Origin of the sequence: Jiella sp. M17.18 (assembly GCF_041027365.1) — a bacterium.
Classification (GTDB): Bacteria; Pseudomonadota; Alphaproteobacteria; order Rhizobiales; family Rhizobiaceae; genus VKMB-3413.
On record NZ_JBFTEH010000011.1, the window covers coordinates 40,709 to 58,544 of the forward strand.

The 17,836-nt window shown below is 68.2% G+C and carries 19 protein-coding genes; 8 read left to right on the forward strand and 11 right to left on the reverse strand.

Features of this window, described 5'->3' with window-relative positions:
• Positions 1-2 precede the first annotated feature (2 nt).
• The 4 genes from AB5S17_RS18480 to groES form a co-directional block, all read right to left on the reverse strand.
• Positions 3-461, reverse strand: coding sequence for a (2Fe-2S)-binding protein (locus AB5S17_RS18480; protein ID WP_369242114.1), 459 nt, complete (start codon positions 459-461; stop codon positions 3-5).
• Positions 462-746: 285 nt separating this feature from the next.
• Positions 747-929, reverse strand: a complete 183-nt coding sequence (locus AB5S17_RS18485) for a CsbD family protein (protein WP_369242116.1) — start codon at positions 927-929, stop codon at positions 747-749.
• Between the two features lie 205 nt (positions 930-1,134).
• Positions 1,135-2,787, reverse strand: coding sequence for a chaperonin GroEL (gene groL, locus AB5S17_RS18490; protein WP_369242118.1), 1,653 nt, complete (start codon positions 2,785-2,787; stop codon positions 1,135-1,137).
• 88 nt (positions 2,788-2,875) lie between these two features.
• Positions 2,876-3,172, reverse strand: a complete 297-nt coding sequence (gene groES, locus AB5S17_RS18495) for a co-chaperone GroES (protein ID WP_369242120.1) — start codon at positions 3,170-3,172, stop codon at positions 2,876-2,878.
• A gap of 297 nt (positions 3,173-3,469) precedes the next feature.
• Between groES and AB5S17_RS18500 the strand changes: the two genes are divergently transcribed.
• The 3 genes from AB5S17_RS18500 to AB5S17_RS18510 are packed head-to-tail and all read left to right on the forward strand — an operon-like array spanning position 3,470 to position 5,970.
• Positions 3,470-4,324 (forward strand): TIGR01459 family HAD-type hydrolase, encoded by an 855-nt coding sequence (locus tag AB5S17_RS18500; protein WP_369242122.1) that lies wholly within the window; start codon positions 3,470-3,472, stop codon positions 4,322-4,324.
• Complete coding sequence (locus AB5S17_RS18505; RefSeq protein ID WP_369242124.1) at positions 4,321-5,304, forward strand: bifunctional riboflavin kinase/FAD synthetase; 984 nt, start codon at positions 4,321-4,323, stop codon at positions 5,302-5,304. Before AB5S17_RS18500 ends, AB5S17_RS18505 begins: the two co-directional genes overlap by 4 nt.
• A gap of 51 nt (positions 5,305-5,355) precedes the next feature.
• The gene (locus tag AB5S17_RS18510; protein WP_369242126.1) at positions 5,356-5,970 is read left to right on the forward strand and encodes an alpha-ketoglutarate-dependent dioxygenase AlkB; all 615 of its coding nucleotides are present in this window, start codon (positions 5,356-5,358) and stop codon (positions 5,968-5,970) included.
• A 76-nt stretch (positions 5,971-6,046) separates the two neighbouring features.
• Here AB5S17_RS18510 and AB5S17_RS18515 read toward each other — a convergent pair whose 3' ends face one another.
• From AB5S17_RS18515 to ccmA, 7 genes are all read right to left on the reverse strand, one after another.
• The gene (locus AB5S17_RS18515) at positions 6,047-6,754 is read right to left on the reverse strand and encodes an HAD family hydrolase (protein ID WP_369242128.1); all 708 of its coding nucleotides are present in this window, start codon (positions 6,752-6,754) and stop codon (positions 6,047-6,049) included.
• Between the two features lie 42 nt (positions 6,755-6,796).
• On the reverse strand, positions 6,797-7,567 hold the full coding sequence (gene tam / locus AB5S17_RS18520; RefSeq protein ID WP_369242130.1) for a trans-aconitate 2-methyltransferase: 771 nt from the start codon (positions 7,565-7,567) through the stop codon (positions 6,797-6,799).
• Between the two features lie 154 nt (positions 7,568-7,721).
• A complete protein-coding gene (locus AB5S17_RS18525; protein WP_369242132.1) occupies positions 7,722-8,597 on the reverse strand; it encodes an SRPBCC domain-containing protein in 876 nt (291 codons plus the stop codon).
• Positions 8,594-9,070: an SRPBCC family protein gene (locus AB5S17_RS18530; protein WP_369242134.1), complete on the reverse strand. Its 477-nt coding sequence runs from the start codon at positions 9,068-9,070 to the stop codon at positions 8,594-8,596. The genes AB5S17_RS18525 and AB5S17_RS18530 overlap by 4 nt, the downstream gene beginning before the upstream one ends.
• Positions 9,067-9,408: an ArsR/SmtB family transcription factor gene (locus AB5S17_RS18535; RefSeq protein ID WP_369242136.1), complete on the reverse strand. Its 342-nt coding sequence runs from the start codon at positions 9,406-9,408 to the stop codon at positions 9,067-9,069. The genes AB5S17_RS18530 and AB5S17_RS18535 overlap by 4 nt, the downstream gene beginning before the upstream one ends.
• 226 nt (positions 9,409-9,634) lie before the next feature.
• Positions 9,635-10,294, reverse strand: coding sequence for a heme exporter protein CcmB (gene ccmB, locus AB5S17_RS18540; protein WP_369242138.1), 660 nt, complete (start codon positions 10,292-10,294; stop codon positions 9,635-9,637).
• A complete protein-coding gene (gene ccmA, locus AB5S17_RS18545) occupies positions 10,291-10,989 on the reverse strand; it encodes a heme ABC exporter ATP-binding protein CcmA (protein WP_369242140.1) in 699 nt (232 codons plus the stop codon). Before ccmA ends, ccmB begins: the two co-directional genes overlap by 4 nt.
• A 369-nt stretch (positions 10,990-11,358) precedes the next feature.
• On the opposite strand from ccmA, the gene acnA reads away from it, so the two are divergent.
• From acnA to AB5S17_RS18570, 5 genes are all read left to right on the forward strand, one after another.
• Positions 11,359-14,055, forward strand: coding sequence for an aconitate hydratase AcnA (acnA, locus tag AB5S17_RS18550; protein ID WP_369242142.1), 2,697 nt, complete (start codon positions 11,359-11,361; stop codon positions 14,053-14,055).
• Positions 14,056-14,392: 337 nt separating this feature from the next.
• On the forward strand, positions 14,393-15,163 hold the full coding sequence (locus AB5S17_RS18555; RefSeq protein WP_369242144.1) for a DUF1223 domain-containing protein: 771 nt from the start codon (positions 14,393-14,395) through the stop codon (positions 15,161-15,163).
• A gap of 101 nt (positions 15,164-15,264) precedes the next feature.
• Entirely contained in the window at positions 15,265-15,690 is a 426-nt protein-coding gene (locus AB5S17_RS18560) for a DUF2794 domain-containing protein (RefSeq protein ID WP_369242146.1), read from the forward strand.
• A 122-nt stretch (positions 15,691-15,812) separates the two neighbouring features.
• Positions 15,813-17,030: a YihY/virulence factor BrkB family protein gene (locus tag AB5S17_RS18565; protein WP_369242148.1), complete on the forward strand. Its 1,218-nt coding sequence runs from the start codon at positions 15,813-15,815 to the stop codon at positions 17,028-17,030.
• A gap of 120 nt (positions 17,031-17,150) precedes the next feature.
• Positions 17,151-17,573 carry a hypothetical protein gene (locus tag AB5S17_RS18570; RefSeq protein ID WP_369242150.1) on the forward strand — a complete coding sequence of 141 codons (423 nt, stop codon included), beginning with the start codon at positions 17,151-17,153 and terminating at the stop codon, positions 17,571-17,573.
• Positions 17,574-17,836: the final 263 nt, after the last annotated feature.

Sequence of the window (17,836 nt, forward strand, 5' to 3'; positions counted from 1 at the left end):
TCTCAGCCCTCCAGCGTCTTGGCGGCGTCGTGGATCGCCTGCCGAATGCGCTTGTAGGTCGCACAGCGGCAGATGTTGCCGGCCATGGCCCCGTCGATGTCGTCGTCGCTGGGCTTCGGGTTGAACTGCAGCAGCGAGACCGCCGACATGATCTGGCCGGACTGGCAGTAGCCGCACTGCGGCACGTCGATCGCCTGCCAGGCCGCCTGGACGGCCTTCGCCTCCTTGCCGTCGATCCCCTCGATGGTGGTGACGGTCGAGCCGTCGACACTGGAGATGGGGGTGACGCAGGAGCGCCGGGTCATGCCGTCCAGATGCACCGTGCAGGCGCCGCACTGGGCGATGCCGCAGCCGTATTTCGTGCCGGTCAGCTTTTCGGCGTCGCGGATGACCCAGAGCAGCGGCGTGTCGGGGTCGCCGTCGAAGGTCTTCTTCTCGCCGTTCAGGGTGAAGGTGATCAAGGGCGCCTCCCGTCGACGGCTGCAAGGAGCCATCGTCATCCGCATCACGCCGCAGCTCGTCGGCGCGGCTTTCAATTTCGATGAAGTCTAAACTAACGACTTCACCGGACGCGGCAAGCGGGCGGCCAAAAGGTTCCCTCACCTCGGCGTGAACAATGTGTTTGGCCGGCGCCGGACAAACGCACCGCGTGACGGTGGCTCCGGGCTCGCGGTCGGAGGTCCCGGAACAAAGAAAGGGCCGCCCTGTCGCAGGACGGCCCTTCGGACTTTACGGACGAGTTGCGATCAGTGCGTCTGATCCTTCACCGCATCCTTGACCTTGCCGTAGTTCTTCTGGGTCTTGCCCTCGACCTGATCGGCCTGGCCTTCGACTTCCATGTCGCGGTTGCCGGTCGCGCGGCCGGCGGCTTCCTTGAGCTTGCCGCCGACTTCCTTGGCGCCGCCCTTGACTTCGTTCTTGTCGACCATCGGAAAATCCTCCGTTCGGCATGATTGCCGTGTCGAAAGAATAACGGTCTGAAAACAAAACGGGTTCCGTAGCCGGCACCGGTTGTGTGCGCCAGCCGTCGAAGACGCGTCCGGCCGAGCGGTCCGTCGCCTCCCGCCAATGAAAAAGGGGCCCGGCGATGCCGAGCCCCCCTCGATGGAACCGGATGGATCCAGGTGGCGGGACTTAGAAGTCCATGCCGCCCATGCCGCCCATTCCGCCCATGCCGCCGGGCATGCCGCCGGCGCCGGCGGACTCCTTCTTCGGAGCCTCCGAGATCATCGCCTCGGTGGTGACCAGCAGGCCGGCGACCGAAGCCGCGTCCTGCAGGGCCGAGCGGACGACCTTGACCGGGTCGACGATGCCCATCTGGATCATGTCGCCATACTCGCCCGTCGCGGCGTTGTAGCCGAAGGAGAGCGAGGAGTTCTCGAGGATCTTGCCGACGATGATCGAGCCCTCGGCACCGGCGTTGGTGACGATCTGGCGGACCGGAGCCTGCAGCGCCTTGCGCACGATCGAGATGCCGGCGTCCTGGTCGGAGTTGGCACCCTTGAGGTCCACGGCGTTCGAAGCGCGCAGCAGCGCCACGCCGCCGCCCGGGACGATGCCTTCCTCGACGGCCGCGCGAGTCGCGTTGAGGGCGTCGTCGACGCGGTCCTTCTTCTCCTTCACCTCGACCTCGGTCGCACCGCCGACGCGGATGACCGCGACGCCGCCGGCGAGCTTGGCCAGGCGCTCCTGGAGCTTCTCGCGGTCGTAGTCCGAGGTGGTCTCCTCGATCTGCGCCTTGATCTGACCGACGCGGGCCTTGATCTGCTCGGACTCACCGGCGCCATCGACGATGGTGGTGTTTTCCTTGGTGATCGAGACCTTCTTGGCGCGGCCGAGCATGTCGAGCGTGACGTTCTCGAGCTTGATGCCGAGGTCCTCGGAGATGACCTGGCCGCCGGTGAGGATCGCGATGTCCTCGAGCATGGCCTTGCGGCGGTCGCCGAAGCCCGGAGCCTTGACGGCGGCGATCTTCAGGCCGCCACGCAGCTTGTTGACGACGAGCGTGGCGAGCGCCTCGCCCTCGACGTCCTCGGCGATGATGACCAGCGGCTTCGACGACTGGACGACAGCCTCGAGGACCGGGAGCAGCGCCTGCAGGTTGGACAGCTTCTTCTCGTGCAGGAGGATGTAGGCGTCCTCGAGCTCGGCGACCATCTTCTCGGCGTTGGTCACGAAGTACGGGGAGAGGTAGCCGCGATCGAACTGCATGCCCTCGACGACCTCGAGCTCGGTCTCGGCGGTCTTGGCTTCCTCGACCGTGATGACGCCCTCGTTGCCGACCTTCTGCATGGCGGCGGCGATCATCTCGCCGATTTCCTTCTCGCCGTTCGCCGAGATGGTGCCGACCTGGGCGACCTCGTCCGAGGTGTCGATCGAGCGGGCGGCCGAACCGAGCGCCTCGACGACCTTGGCGACGGCCGCGTCGATGCCGCGCTTGACGTCCATCGGGTTCATGCCGGCGGCAACCGCCTTGGCGCCTTCCTTGACGATCGCCTGGGCGAGGACCGTCGCGGTGGTCGTGCCGTCACCGGCCTTGTCGTTGGTCTTCGAGGCCACTTCGCGCACCATCTGGGCGCCCATGTTCTCGAACTTGTCCTCGAGCTCGATCTCCTTGGCGACGGTGACGCCGTCCTTGGTGATGCGCGGCGCGCCGAAGGACTTGTCGATGACGACGTTGCGGCCCTTCGGGCCGAGGGTCACCTTCACCGCGTCGGCGAGGATGTCGACACCGCGCAGCATGCGCTCACGCGCGTCGCGGCCGAACTTTACGTCTTTAGCTGCCATGTTCGTAACTCTCCAGGGCGCGCCTTGCAGGCCGCGCCGTTTCGGGTTTCGTCAATTGCTGGAACAGAACCGATCGGACGGCCGCGACTTACGCGACGACGCCCATGATGTCGGATTCCTTCATGATGAGCAGGTCTTCGCCGTTCAGCTTGACCTCGGTGCCGGACCACTTGCCGAAGAGGACGCGGTCGCCGGTCTTGACGTCGAGCGGGACGACCTTGCCGGATTCGTCGCGCGCGCCGGAGCCGACGGCGACGATCTCGCCTTCCTGCGGCTTTTCCTTCGCCGTGTCCGGGATGATGATGCCGCCAGCGGTCTTGGCCTCGGACTCCACCCGGCGAACCACGACGCGGTCGTGCAGGGGACGGAAGTTCACAGCTGCCATGTTCGTTTGAACCCTTCGTTGGACGAAACGCCGGACCCCGTCGGGCATCCGGCTGAAGCAAGTTTAGCACTCACCGATCGAGAGTGCTAACAGGGTGGAGATAGTGACGGGCGGCAGCTCCTGTCAAGATCGCGTGTCAGCAAATTTCCGTGCTGATTATGTGGCAGGCCGCCTGCAGCGCAGCGGCCTTGATCCGCATCCGCGACGGGACCTTCCCCGGCGGCCGCTCGCCCGCCTTGACCCGCCGCCGGCCCGCCTCTATCGCCTCGGCCACCGGCAACTTCCCGCGGAAAACGCATGGACCGATACGATTCGCAAGAGCCCCGGAAGCTCGCCGCCCTCGACGAGGTCTGCGGCGACTATGCCGCGATCTTCTGCGACATCTGGGGTGTCGTGCACAATGGCGAGAAGAAGCACCCGGCCGCCGAGCGGGCGTTGACGGCGGCGCGGGCGCGCGGCGTCACCGTCGTGCTCCTCACCAATTCGCCGCGGCCGGCCTCGGGCGTCATCGCCCAGCTCGCCGGATTTGGCCTCTCCGGCGAGGCCTACGATGCGGTGGTCACTTCGGGCGATGCGACCCGCGCGCTGATCGCCGAGGCCGGCGGCCCGATCTTCCATATCGGGCCGGAGCGGGATCTGGACCTCTTCGACGGGCTCGCTGTCGAGCGGACAGACGCGCTCGACAACGCCAGCGCGGCGGTCGCGACCGGTCTTTACCATGACGAGGAAGAATCGCCGGAGGACTACCGCGATCTCCTCGCCCGGATGAAGGCGCGGGACATCCCGATGATCTGCGCCAATCCGGACATCGTCGTTCATCGGGGCGAGCGGCTGATCTGGTGCGCCGGCGCGCTCGCCCGCGACTACGCTGCGGCCGGCGGAACGGTGGAACTCGCCGGCAAGCCGCATCCGCCGATCTACCGCCAGGCGATGAAGGCCGGCGCCGTCGAGCCCGGCGCCGCGATCCTCGCCATCGGCGACGGGCTGATGACCGACGTCAAGGGCGCCAACGACTTCGGCTGCGACACGCTGCTGATCACGCACGGCATCCACGGCGCCGAGTTCGGCTCGGCCCCGGCCGCCGATGTCGTGTCGCGCGTGCTTTCCGAGAAGGGGCTGTCGGCCCGCTACTTCATGGCGGCGCTCGGATGAAGCGTCCGGCGATCGCGCGCCTTCCCGGCGGCGAGCCGCTGCCGGCCGATCTTTCCGGCGGCGTCGTCGCGATCGGCAATTTCGACGGCGTGCATCGCGGCCATCAGGCCGTGCTGTCGGTGGCGCGCGAGATCGCCGAAGCAAAGGACCGCCCGCTCGTCTGCCTGACCTTCGAGCCGCATCCGCGCAGCGTCTTTGCGCCGGACCGGCCGGTCGCCCGGCTGACGCCGGCGCCGATGCGGGCGCGGCTCCTGGGGGCGCTCGGCTTCGACGCCGTGGTCGAGCAGCGCTTCGACCGGGACTTCGCGGGGCTGTCCCCGGACGCCTTCGTCGAGGACGTGCTGGTCGGCTGCCTCGGGGCCTCGCATGTCGTCGCGGGCTTCGACTTCCACTATGGCGCCAAGCGGGGCGGCACGCCGCAGACGCTGGTCGCGGCCGGCGAGAAGCACCGCTTCGGCGCGACGCTGGTGCCGGCCTTCCAGGACGAGGGCGGCGAGACCGTCTCCTCCAGCCGCATCCGGACGCTGCTGCGGGACGGCGATGTCGCCGCGGCCGCCGGCCTGTTCGGCTATCGCTGGACGATCCGCGGCACGGTGCAGACCGGCGCGCAGCTCGGCCGCACGCTCGGCTATCCCACCGCCAACATCACGCTCGAACCCGACACGATGCTGAAGTTCGGCATTTACGCCGTCCGCCTGCGCCGCGCCGACGGGACGCTCCACGACGGCGTCGCGAGCTTCGGCCGCCGCCCGACCTTCGACGACGGCGCGGCGCTGTTCGAGACCTTCCTCTTCGACTTCTCCGGCGACCTCTATGGCGAGACGGTCGACGTCTCGCTCTTCGGCTTCCTGCGCGGCGAAGAGAAGTTCGCCAGCGCCGAGGCGCTGGTCGAACAGATGGACCGGGATTCGGCGGAGGCGCGGGCGCTGCTCGCGGGCGTGTCGCCGCTCGGAGAGCTGGATCGGGTGATCGCGTTCTGACCGCGCCGCGACGGCTGGACGTTTGCCCCGACCGGTCATAGCTCACCCGCCATGGCCATTCTCCCCAAAGGCGTGAAACACATCCCCGGCTATCTCGACCGGGAGGCGCAGCGGGCGCTGGTCGAGGCGATCCGCGCGGTGGTCTCGCAAGCGCCGCTGTTCCAGCCGGTGATGCCGCGTACGGGCAAGCCGTTCTCGGTGAAGATGACGAATTGCGGCAGTCTCGGCTGGGTCGCCGACCAGGCCGGCTACCGCTATCAGCCGTCCCATCCGATCACCGGCGCGCTCTGGCCCGCGATACCGGACAGTCTGATGCGGCTCTGGCACGAGGTCGCCGACTACGACGCGGAGCCTGAGGCCTGTCTCGTCAACTTCTATGCCGACACCGCGCGGATGGGCCTGCACCAGGACCGCGACGAGGCGGATCTCGCCGCCCCGGTGGTATCGGTCTCGCTCGGCGACGACTGCCTGTTCCGCATCGGCCAGACGACGAAGGGCGGCAAGACGGCCTCGATCCGCCTCGCCTCGGGCGACGTCGTCATCCTCGGCGGCGAGGGGCGGCTCGTCTATCACGGCGTCGACAGGATCTATCCCGCGACCTCCACGCTCCTGAAGAATGGCGGCCGGATCAATCTGACGCTGAGACGGGTGAGCCGGCCGCGCTGAGCGCCGAAAAACCGGCTGGCGACCGGCGCGAGGCTGCAGCAGGGATCGGCGCGGTACTCATGGCCTACGCCGTCGCTCATCCGAGCGCGGCGACGACGTCCCGCAGCATCGCGAATTGCTCGACCCGGCGGAAGCGCGGCTCGTTCTCCGGCGCCTCGGCATGCTCCAGCGCCCAGGTCAGCGCATGCGGGACATGGACGCCGAAGCTGCCGGCGGCGATCGCCGGCAGGACGTCGGACTTCAGCGAATTGCCGACCATCATCGCCCGCCCCGGGCCGTCGCCATGACGGGCGAAGACGCGCTCGTAGGTCCCGGCCGTCTTGTCGCTGACGATCTCGGCCGCGTCGAAGAAGTCGCCGAGACCGGAGGCGGCGAGCTTGCGCTCCTGGTCGAAGAGGTCGCCCTTGGTGATCAGGACGAGGCGATGCGTCTTCGCCAGCGCCTCCAGCGTCTCGGGAACGCCCGGCAGCGTCTCGACCGGGTGCTGGAGCATGTCCCGGCCGGCATCGAGGATCTGCCGGACGATTGTGGCCGAGGCCCGGTCGTCGGTGACGTCCAGCGCCGTCTCGATCATCGACAGAACGAAGCCCTTCACCCCGAAGCCATAGTGGGAAAGGTTGCGCCGCTCGGCCTCGAGCAGCCGGGCGGAGACCACCTCCCCCTCGGCATGCTCCGCCAGGAGTTCGCAAAAGCGCGCCTCGGTGAACTGGAAGATCGCCTCGTTCTGCCAGAGCGTGTCGTCGGCGTCCAAGCCGATGGTGGTGAGATGCGGGGTGGCGGCCATGCCTCGGAGACTAGACCTCCCCGTCGCCGCAGGCCAGCCGGGCTACCGCTGCGCCACGATGAAGAGGCGCGGGAAGGGCAGGATCACCCGCCCGTCCACCCGCGGCGGATAGGCCGCGGCGATGCGCGCGGTGTAGGCGGCGAGATAGGCGGCCCGCTCGGGCTCGGCGAGCGGCTCCAGAAACGGCCGCAGCCCAGTCGCGCGGACCCATTCGACGATCGCCGGAGCGTCTGGGAGCACGTGCATGTAGGTCGTGCGCCAGATGTCGACCGAGCGCGCATGCGGCTGCAGCAGGTCGTAGTACTGCTCGACCGAGGGGATCGGCGTGCGCACCGCGTTCGCGTCGCCGATCCTGGCGGCGAACTGCGGCTCGGCCGCGACCGCGCGCATCAGCCGGTGCGAGGGCTGATCGAGATTGTCCGGCATCTGCACGGCGAGGACGCCGCCGGGCGCAAGGCTCTCCATCAGCCGCGGGAACAGGCGCTCGTGGTCGGGCACCCATTGCAGCACGGCATTGGCGAAGATCAGGTCCGCCGGCGGCTCGGCCCGGAAGGCCGACACGTCGGCTCGCCGGAAGCTCACCCCCGGCAGCCGCGCCCGCGCCTTCTCCAGCATGTCCGGCGAGGTGTCGATCCCTTCGACGGCGGCATCGGGAAAGCGCCGGACGATCAGCTCGGTCGAATTGCCGGGCCCGCAGCCAATGTCGACGGCATGGCGGACAGTCTCCAGCCGCACCCGCGCCAGGAGATCGGCGGCCGGCCGCGTGCGCTCGTCGGCGAAGCGGAGGTAGAGGTCGGCGTTCCAGTCGGTCATGGAGCCTCGTTAGCACGTGATGACGGCTCTTGCGTCATCGCGATCGACCATAGCCGCCACGTTCCCTCTGTCGCCGATCCCCGGAGGGCCTGCGTCCCCGGCTCTCTCCGCCCGTTCCGACGACCTTGCTCGAGCCGGCAGGAAGCGGCAGCACTCATCGGGACGCGACGAAGCGCTCCAGCTTGCGCAGCGTCTGCTGCCCGAGCTCGACTGCCCCGAAGCCCCTCGCCTCCTGGAACTCGGCAGCCGTGCTGAAGATCATGCCGAGCGTCACCACCGTCGCCTCGTCCCGAACCTCGAACGCGGCCCAGGCGTCGGCATGCTTCGGCCCGTTCTCACCCCAGTGAAGCGAATAGCGGATTCTCTCCTCGGGACGGACTTCTTCATAGCGATGGTGGTTGGGGAAGACCGTGCCATCGGGCGCGATCATGTCGAACACCCATTCGCCGCCCGCCCTGAGGTCGATCCGCTTCGTTGCGCAGGAAAAGCCGTCCGGCCCCCACCATTGCGGCAGCGTCTCCGGGTTCATCCAGGCGCCCCAGACCAGCGATCGCGGCGCCCGGATCACCCGCTGCAGCACCATGGTCCGCTCCGCCGCGCCCGCGAGGTTTCCCAGGGCAGCGCCGAAGCCCGCCCGGTAGCCGGCCTCCATGTTCTCGGCCAGAGAAGACAGTTGCACCGTCACCACGAGCCGGCTCCGCTCGCCTGTGCCTGCGAGATCCGCCGTGACCAGCGCGGCCGATAGCGCCCGCCCTTCTGCGCCGACGACTTCGTAGTTCACGCTACGGGCCTCGGGCTGCAGCTCCAGCCAGCCGACCTCACAGCGGATGGTGCGCTCGCCTGCCTGCCGGCAAAGCGACACCTCGCGTCCGCCGACGCGGGTATCGGCCTCCAGATGTTCGACGGTCACCGCCGGCGTCGGCGCGGCCCAGACCGCGCGTGCGGCCGGCGCGGTCCACGCCTGCCAGAGCACGGAGACCGGCGCAGCCACCTCCCGCTCGAAGGTCAGAGTCGCGAAGCTGCCGCTCATGGGAGCAAGCCCTTCGCATACGATTCCAGCTGCGTCGCCACCGTGCCCCAGCCGTCGTAGAAGCCCATCTCTTCATGCGCCTTGCGGCTTTCGGGGCTCCGGTGCCGGGCGATCGCGGTGTAGATCGTGCCGCCGGCCGGCGCGTCCGCCAGCAGCAGGATCGCGGTCATGAACGGGTCGGGCGCCGGCTTCCAGCCTTCCGTGTAGGCATCGGTGAAGACCAGCTTCTCGTCCTCCACCACTTCGAGATAGACGCCATGATTGTCCATCACGGTGCCGTCGACCGCGAAGCTCGTGTTGAACCTGCCGCCGACCCGCAGGTCGATGTCGACTTTCGTCACCTTGTGCGGACGGGGGACGAAGAAGTGCGGAATGTGCTCCGGCTTCGTCCAGCACTCCCAGATCAGGTGCCGCGGCACCGCGAGCGTGCGGGTGAAACTCAAATCGGTCTTTTCATCGAGATCCGGCATCATCTGTCGCGCTCCTTCATCAGCTTCATCACGTAGGCATCGAGTCGATCGAGCCGGGCTTCCCAGATGGCGCGCTGCTCATCGAGCCATGTGCGCATCGGATCGAGCGCCTCGGGCACGATGGCGCAGGTGCGGACCCGCCCGTCCTTCGCCGTGGTGATCAGCCCGGCCTCCTCCAGCACGGACAGGTGCCGCATCACCGTGGGCAGCCGCAGTCCCGTCGGCTCGGCCAGATCGCTCACCCGGGCCGGCGCCTCGGCGAGGCGGGTCAGGATCGAGCGACGGGTCGGATCGGCGAGCGCATGGAACAGCAGCGAGAGATCGGGATAATGCTTAGTCATTTAGCTAAGTATCGCAGAAGCAAGCGTCGAAGCAAGCGGAAACTTCATCGATCGGCTAAGTTTCTGTCCGCGGTCGCTGGCAGCGGCGCCGGCGATCGAGCCCGCCGCCTCCGGAGCCGCCCGAATCCGGGTCGGCCCGGGTATTCAGGCCGATATCGGCGGTCGAATCGGAACGCTCATCCCCAGGCGCCGGCGGGCGACCTGCGGCCGAACCTCCGCCGGCGCCTCAATCCGCCCCCGCCTTCAGCGCCCCTGCCGCGGCCACGGGCCCGAGCGCGCCGAAGAACAGCGTCAGGGCGCAGAGGATCATGAAGGGCGGCCAGAACGGGTCCGGGTCGTTGACGGCGCCGTAGGTCGCCGAGACGCCGAAGATCAGGACCGGGATCGCCAGCGGCAGGACCAGCACCGAGACCAGCAGGCCGCCGCGCGGCAGCGTCACGGCGACGGCGGCGCCGACCGCGCCGATGAAGACGATCGCCGGGGTGCCGACGAGGAGCGTCAGCATCACGGCGCCGATCGCCTGGGGGCTGAGCGCCAGGAACAGGCCGAGCAGCGGCGAGGCCGCGACCAGCGGCAGGCCGGAGGCGACCCAGAGCGCCAGGCATTTCGCCAGCACAGTCAGCGGCAGCGGCGTCGGGCCTGTGATCAGAAGGTCGAGCGTGCCGTCGTCGCGGTCGGCCTGGAACAGGCGGTCGAGGGTGAGGAGCGCCGAGAGGAGCGCGCCGATCCACAGGATCGCCGGGCCGATGCGCGAGAGGAGGTTGAGGTCGGGCCCGACGCCGAAGGGCACGGTCGCGACGACCGCGAGGAAGAAGATGACGCCGGTCATCGCCCCGCCGCCGCCCTGGAAGGCGAGGCGCAGGTCGCGCGCGAAGACGGTGCTCACAGCCAGCCCTCCGCAGCGTCGAGCGCGGCCTCGTCGATCTCGACGGGGCCGGCGGCGCTGACGGCCGATGCCGACGGCGCCAGCGAAAGGCTGTCCGCATCCTCCAGCCCGAGCGGCTGGTGCGTCGCGGCGACGACGATGCCGCCCCTCCCCCGGTGTGCGCCGACGAGGGTAGCGAAGCGGTCCTGCGAGGCAGCGTCCAGCGCCGATGTCGGCTCGTCGAGGATCCAGACCGGCCGCTCGGCGACGAGCAGGCGCGCCAGGCTGGCGCGGCGCTGCTGGCCGGCGGAGAGATAGCCGAAAGGCAGATGCGCGATGCCGGGCAGGCCGACGGCGCCGAGCGCGTCGGCGACGCCCGCCCCCGTCCCGCCGAGAAACCGCGCCCAGAAGAGGAGGTTGTCGCCGACGGAGACGCCCGGCTTCATCGCGTTGCGATGGCCGACATAGTGACACACCTCGGAGAGCCGGACCGCCGGCTCGCCGTCCGGCGTCGCCGCGCCGTCGACCGTCACCGTCCCGCCGAGCGGTCGGAGCAGCCCCGCCAGCGTGCGCAGGAGCGTCGACTTGCCGGCGCCGTTCGGCCCGGTCACGACCAGCGCGGCGCCGGCCCGAATCACGACGTCGAACGGTCCGGCGACGGCCGCCACACCCCGACCGACGACGAGGCCGGCGAGCGAAACCGACAGCGTCGTCACCGCGGGCGGCCCGCTTCGCCGGCCACGCCCCGGGCCAGGCAAGGACCCGTCCCGCCGGGGCGGCAATCGGAGCTCGTTGCCGCGTATACCCTTGTCATTGCGCCTCTTTCGATCCGTTTCGGATTTTCGAACCATTCGCCCAACGGCGCCCTTTATAGCCGTTACAAACTTGCCTATAAGGGCCGCAACCCACTCCAGCGACCGGCGTGGATATCTTTCAGCGCCGATCTCAGGCGCCCGCATGGCACCGACGGGCGTCAGGGCGGACAGCGGAAATGGTCGCACCCGCATCTTCGAGCGCTATCCGCGGCGCATGAAGGCCGTTCGCCCTTCGGACTCATCACTCGGTTCGAGAAGGAACGGAACATCGTGTCCCAGCACCCCGACAGCTTCAAATCCAGGAAGACGCTCACCGCGGCCGGCAAGACATATGTCTATTTCGACCTGAAGGAGGCCGAGAAGAACGGCCTTAGCGGCGTGTCGCGTCTGCCCTTCTCGATGAAGGTGCTGCTCGAGAACCTCCTGCGCAACGAGGACGGCCGCACCGTCACCGCCGACGACATCCGCGCCGTCGCCAAGTGGCTGGAGGACAAGGGCAAGGCCGGCTACGAGATCGCCTACCGCCCGGCCCGCGTGCTGATGCAGGACTTCACCGGCGTTCCCGCCGTCGTCGACCTCGCCGCGATGCGCGACGCGACGACCCAGCTCGGCGCCGACCCGAAGAAGATCAACCCGATGGTCCCGGTCGACCTCGTCATCGACCACTCGGTGATGGTCGACTTCTTCGGCCACAAGGATTCGTTCACCAAGAACGTCGACGCCGAATACGGCCGCAACGGCGAGCGCTACACCTTCCTGCGCTGGGGCCAGGAAGCCTTCCAGAACTTCCGCGTGGTGCCGCCGGGCACCGGCATCTGCCACCAGGTGAACCTCGAATACCTCGCCCAGACGGTCTGGACGAAGGACGAGAACGGCGAGACCGTCGCCTATCCTGACACCCTCGTCGGCACCGATTCCCACACCACCATGGTCAACGGCCTGTCGGTCCTCGGCTGGGGCGTCGGCGGCATCGAGGCGGAGGCCGCGATGCTCGGCCAGCCGATCTCCATGCTGATCCCCGAGGTCATCGGCTTCCGCCTGGAGGGCAAGCTGCCGGAGGGGACGACCGCGACCGACCTCGTGCTCACCGTCACCGAGATGCTGCGCAAGAAGAAGGTCGTCGGCAAGTTCGTCGAGTTCTACGGCCCGGGCCTGTCGAACCTGACCCTGGAAGACCAGGCGACGATCGGCAACATGGCGCCGGAGTACGGCGCGACCTGCGGCTTCTTCCCGATCGACAAGGACACGATCGCCTATCTCGAGGCGACCGGCCGCGAGAAGGATCGCATCGCCCTGGTCGAGACCTATGCGAAGGCACAGGGCATGTTCCGCGAGGACGGGACGCAGGATCCGGTGTTCACCGACACGCTGTCGCTCGACCTTTCGACGGTCGTCCCCTCGCTCGCCGGCCCGAAGCGCCCGCAGGACCGCGTCGCGCTGACCGAGGCGGCGCCGAAGTTCCGCCAGGCGCTGACCGAGATCACCAACGGCAAGGCCGGCGCGGATGCCGAGACCGTCCGCTTCCCCGTCGAGGGCGAAGACTTCGACCTCGGCCATGGCGACGTCGTCATCGCGGCGATCACGTCCTGCACCAACACGTCCAACCCGAACGTCCTCGTGGCCGCCGGCCTCCTCGCCCGCAAGGCGCATGAGAAGGGCCTGACGGTGAAGCCGTGGGTGAAGACCTCGCTCGCGCCGGGATCGCAGGTGGTCACCGAATATCTCGAGAAGGCCGGGCTCCAGAAGGACCTGGACGCCATGGGCTTCAACCTCGTCGGCTATGGCTGCACGACCTGCATCGGCAATTCCGGCCCGCTGCCGGAGGCGATCTCCGAGGCGGTGAACAAGAACGACCTCGTCGCCTGCTCGGTGCTGTCCGGCAACCGCAACTTCGAGGGCCGCGTCAATCCGGACGTGCGCGCGAACTACCTCGCCTCGCCGCCGCTGGTCGTCGCCTATGCGATCGCCGGCTCGCTGTTCAAGGACATCACCAAGGACGCGCTCGGCAAGGACAAGGACGGCAACGACGTCTACCTGAAGGACATCTGGCCGACGACGCAGGAGATCGCCGAGATCGTCCGCCAGACGGTGACGCGCGAGATGTTCGAGACCCGCTATGCCGACGTCTTCAAGGGCGACGAGCACTGGCAGAAGATCGCCGTCTCCGGCGGGCTCACCTACGACTGGGACGACCGCTCCACCTACGTCCAGAACCCGCCTTACTTCGAGGGCATGGGCCAGGAGCCGAAGCCCGTCGAGGACATCAAGGGCGCCCGCATCCTCGGCCTCTTCCTCGATTCGATCACCACGGACCACATCTCGCCCGCCGGCTCGATCAAGGCGTCGGGCCCGGCCGGCGAATATCTCGTCAGCCACCAGGTGCGCCCGGTCGACTTCAACTCCTACGGCGCGCGGCGCGGCAACCACCAGGTCATGATGCGCGGCACCTTCGCCAACATCCGCATCAAGAACCAGATGGTGCCGGGCGTCGAGGGCGGCGTCACGCGGCACCAGCCGGACGGCGCGGAGATGCCGATCTACGACGCGGCGATGAAGTACAAGGACGAGGGCGTTCCGCTGGTCGTCATCGCCGGCAAGGAATACGGCACCGGCTCCTCGCGCGACTGGGCGGCGAAGGGCACCGTGCTCCTCGGCGTCAAGGCGGTCATCGCCGAGAGCTTCGAGCGCATCCACCGCTCCAACCTCGTCGGCATGGGCGTCGTGCCCTTCGTCTTCGCCGAGGAAGGCACGACCTGGCAGAAGCTCGGCATCAAGGGCGACGAGAAGGTCACGATCGAGGGCCTCGCCGACCTGAAACCGCGGCAGATCCTCGACGCCAAGATCGAGAAGCCGGACGGTTCGGTCTCGACGGTGAAGGTCCAGGCCCGCATCGATACGCTGGACGAACTGGAATACTACCGGAACGGCGGCATCCTGCACTACGTGCTGCGCCGCCTCGCCGCCTGAGAAGAAACGCGATTTCAATCGCTTGGGAGGGCCGCCGGATTGCATTCCGGCGGCCTTCGCGTTTTAACTCTGCCCGCCCGCCCGATCTTGCCGTCCGAACAAGCGTGCTTTCACCTCCAATTGAGTGGTCGGTGTCCGATGCCATCACTACGGTCCCGGCCATGAAATCTTCCGAGACAGGACGGCCGAGCCGGGCCCGCAGGCACCGTGCCGCAAAGGCCCGTGGCAACGCCGGCTGCCCCCGCCGGCGCGCTCCTTCCGACGCCGGGACCGGCAGCGCCGGCATGCGACGTCTCCGCGCGGCCGCCGGGTCGGTGCGCGGTGGTGCGAGCCGGTGATGCTCCGCTCCGTCATGCTTCTGGCCGTCGCAGCGGCCGCCTTTCTGAGCGCCGGCACGAGCTTCGGCGGCGAACGGATCAAGGGCCAGATCACCGACGTCCTGGAACTCTTCACCAGCCAGGGCTGCTCGTCCTGCCCGCCGGCGGACCGGATCCTGACCAAGCTCGCGGACACCCCGGGTGTCCTCGCTTTGTCCTATCACGTCGATTACTGGGACTATATCGGCTGGCGCGACACCTACGGGTCGCCGCAGAACACCGAGCGCCAGCGCGCCTATGCCCGGGCCTTCCACACCTCGACGATCTACACGCCGGAACTCGTCATCAACGGGCGCAAGGATGTCGTCGGCTCGCACGAGGCGAAGATCCGCAAGATGATGAAGGCGATGGCGCTGCCGCAGGACGGCGGCTCTTCGGTGACCCTCAGCGTCGTCGGAGACCGGCTGCACATCAGCGCCAGGACGCCGCCGCCCTCCGGCGGCAGCCGCACGCCGGTCCTGATGCTCGTCACCTATGACGACCGGTCGGAAACCAGGGTCGACCGGGGCGAGAATGCCGGCAAGACCGTCGTGAACACCCATGCCGTGCGCGACTGGCGGCTGATGGGCATGGTGTCGGGCTCGCCGCTCGAGGTGGAACTGCCCGTCGCGACCCTGACCAAGAAGGGCAACGGGACGGATGGCTGCGCCGCGATCATCCAGTCGGTGACCGCCGACGGCCTGCCCGGCCCGATCCTGGCGGCAGCCCAGATCGAGTTCGACGGCGAGTAGCCCTCCGGTGCAAGCCGGCGGAGCGGCCGCCGGAACCGGCGCGCGTCCCGTCGCCTTTTGGGTTTGAAAGGCTTTTGCAGGCTCCCCAGATTCATGTCACCATGCCGTCATCTGGGCGGCCGGCAGGCTGCGAGGGACGAGGAAGCGACTTGGCAAATCAGACGAGCAACGGCGAGGCGACGGCCAATCTGGTGCCGTTCCCCGCCGACCGGGCACGCGTGCCGTACGTCTCCTTCGATCGGCGGGAACTCTCGGAAATCCTGAAGGTCTACGGGCGCATGGTCGCTGCCGGCGAATGGCGCGACTACGCCATCGACACGCTCAAGGATCGCGCCGTCTTTTCCGTCTTCCGCCGCACCAGCGAGATGCCGCTCTACCGGGTGGAGAAGAACCCGAAGCTCGCGCGCAAGCAGGGCGCCTACCAGGTCGTTGCCGCCGGCGGGCTGATCATGAAGCGCGGCGGCGACCTCGCGACCGTGCTCGGCGTGTTCGACAAGGCGCTGAAGCAGGCCGAGAAGAGCGGCTGAGCGCGACAGCGCTGCCGTCCGGTCCGCGTGCCGGCTAAGCAAGAATCGGCGGTCGCGGTCGCGCCTATGGATCGACCCGCGCCCCATTCCGTTACGTCCCCGCAGATCGGAAGAGGTGACGGATGCCGAAATCACGCACGCGCAAGCCCAACCAGGCCCCGAACAGCCCGGGCGCAAGAGGCGCCGGACGGGCGGGCGGAGCGGGCCGCGAGGCGGTCAAGCCGACGCAGATCCCCGCCGCCGGCTGGAAGGACATCCTGTGGCGCGTCTATGCGGAGATCGGCGACGACCGGGTGATGCTGGTGGCGGCGGGCGTCACCTACTACCTGCTGCTCGCGCTTGTTCCGGCGATGGCGGCGATCATCTCCATCTACGGCCTCTTCGCCGACGCCTCCACCGTGACGGACCAGCTCGGCCAGCTCGGCGGCTTCCTGCCCGGCGGGGCGATGGACGTCTTGAAGCAGCAGCTGACCCGGCTCGCCTCGACCAACAATTCCACCCTCGGCCTGTCGCTCGTCATCTCGCTGGCGATCTCGCTGTGGAGCGCCAATTCCGGCGTGAAGGCGTTGTTCGAGGCGATGAACGTCGCCTATGACGAGGAGGAGAAGCGCTCCTTCCTGAAGCTCAACGCGACCTCGCTCCTGTTCACCCTCTGCCTGGTCCTCGCGGCCATCCTGCTCGTCGCGATCGCCGTGGTGCTGCCCAACATCCTCGGCACGCTGGGGCTCGGCAGCGGCATGAAATGGGCGATCTCCGCCGGCAGCGCCATCGCGACGCTAGTGGTGGTCTCGTTCGGCATCGCCGCGCTCTATCGCTGGGGACCGAGCCGCGAGCAGGCGCAGTGGCGCTGGATCACGCCGGGCACGATCCTAACCGTGGCCGTCACCGCGATCGTCTCGGTGCTGTTCTCCTGGTACACGGCCAACTTCGGCTCCTACAACGCGACCTACGGCTCGCTCGGCGCGCTGATCGGCTTCATGACCTGGATCTGGCTGACGATGATCATCCTGATCGTCGGCGGCGAGCTGAACTCGGAGATGGAGCATCAGACGGCCCGCGACACGACCACCGGGCCGGCCCAGCCGATGGGCCAGCGCGGCGCGCTGATGGCCGACACGGTCGCCGACGGCACCGGCGCGACGCAGCAGCGGGGCGGCGGGAGCGGCCGCGCCCGCCAAGGGGGCGGACGCGACAACGGCCGCCCCGCGGACTCCGGTCGTCGCCACCCGGGCCGCGGCGCCGGCCGGCCGCCCAAGCTGTCCGTCGGGCGCCTCGCGATCGCTCTGCCGGCCGCGTTGACGCTCGCCTATCTGCAGCGACGAAACAGACGCCGAGTGTAGGTGGGGGTCTAAGCGGCGAATCCGACGGTGCAGGCTTTAATTTCCCTAACGTAAAAACCGTGATTGACCATATTGTGCCTGAAGGTTATTTCTGATCCAGTCTTCTACTGGAGCGCTATGATGAACCACTCTGTCATCGATTGGCTAAGCCTATTAGTCCTTGGCGGCGGCATGGGTGTCTTGGGACAGATCATGAGGATCATAGTGGGCCTGAAGAAGCAGATGGATCAGGCCAGCCAGATGAATGTGCCAACGAAGGAAATGATCTCCGGAGCCCGGCTGCTCATTAGCCTCTTGATCGCTTTTGTGGCGGGGGCGTTGGCTGTCCTAGTTATCCCCGACCTGGATATCGGCAATATAAGTCGAGACATGCTGCTCGGATTTGCAGCTGCCGGCTATGCAGGTGCCGACTTCATCGAGGGGTTCGCGCAAAAGTTCCTGCCGCAAACTGAAACCGCTGTGCGCGCGCAGGGTGGCCAGGCGTCCCCACCGCCTCGCACCGCGGTAGCAGACCCAGCCGCTGCGCCCGCGCCGGTGGGTTAGTCGGATCGAGAGCGAGCTGATCCGGCATCGATCGGAGAGAAGGCGCAGCAGCACCGGGCGCAGCTCAGGCGTGTCTTAGAGCAAACGCCGGATGGAGGAGCGGTCCGACCGACTGGCCCACTGCCAGCAGGCGGGCCACTCCGAGCCCGAGCTTCGTCGGCAGCCGAGGCGGCTCAGGGATTTTCACGACCTTGCGGTCGCCCGGAATGCCGTCCTGTCACAGACGCCTGCCCCAAACGCGGCGTGCCTCATCCTGCCCCGGA

Coding starts and splice junctions, on each gene's coding strand:
- groL (WP_369242118.1), bottom strand. CDS start 2,787: ATGGCAGCTAAAGACGTAAAGTTCGGCCGCGACGCGCGTGAGCGCATG.
- AB5S17_RS18515 (WP_369242128.1), bottom strand. CDS start 6,754: ATGGCCGCCACCCCGCATCTCACCACCATCGGCTTGGACGCCGACGAC.
- tam (WP_369242130.1), bottom strand. CDS start 7,567: ATGACCGACTGGAACGCCGACCTCTACCTCCGCTTCGCCGACGAGCGC.
- AB5S17_RS18555 (WP_369242144.1), top strand. CDS start 14,393: ATGCTCCGCTCCGTCATGCTTCTGGCCGTCGCAGCGGCCGCCTTTCTG.
- AB5S17_RS18505 (WP_369242124.1), top strand. CDS start 4,321: ATGAAGCGTCCGGCGATCGCGCGCCTTCCCGGCGGCGAGCCGCTGCCG.
- AB5S17_RS18510 (WP_369242126.1), top strand. CDS start 5,356: ATGGCCATTCTCCCCAAAGGCGTGAAACACATCCCCGGCTATCTCGAC.
- groES (WP_369242120.1), bottom strand. CDS start 3,172: ATGGCAGCTGTGAACTTCCGTCCCCTGCACGACCGCGTCGTGGTTCGC.
- AB5S17_RS18500 (WP_369242122.1), top strand. CDS start 3,470: ATGGACCGATACGATTCGCAAGAGCCCCGGAAGCTCGCCGCCCTCGAC.
- AB5S17_RS18525 (WP_369242132.1), bottom strand. CDS start 8,597: ATGAGCGGCAGCTTCGCGACTCTGACCTTCGAGCGGGAGGTGGCTGCG.
- AB5S17_RS18485 (WP_369242116.1), bottom strand. CDS start 929: ATGGTCGACAAGAACGAAGTCAAGGGCGGCGCCAAGGAAGTCGGCGGC.
- AB5S17_RS18530 (WP_369242134.1), bottom strand. CDS start 9,070: ATGATGCCGGATCTCGATGAAAAGACCGATTTGAGTTTCACCCGCACG.
- AB5S17_RS18535 (WP_369242136.1), bottom strand. CDS start 9,408: ATGACTAAGCATTATCCCGATCTCTCGCTGCTGTTCCATGCGCTCGCC.
- AB5S17_RS18570 (WP_369242150.1), top strand. CDS start 17,151: ATGAACCACTCTGTCATCGATTGGCTAAGCCTATTAGTCCTTGGCGGC.
- AB5S17_RS18560 (WP_369242146.1), top strand. CDS start 15,265: ATGCCGTCATCTGGGCGGCCGGCAGGCTGCGAGGGACGAGGAAGCGAC.
- AB5S17_RS18565 (WP_369242148.1), top strand. CDS start 15,813: ATGCCGAAATCACGCACGCGCAAGCCCAACCAGGCCCCGAACAGCCCG.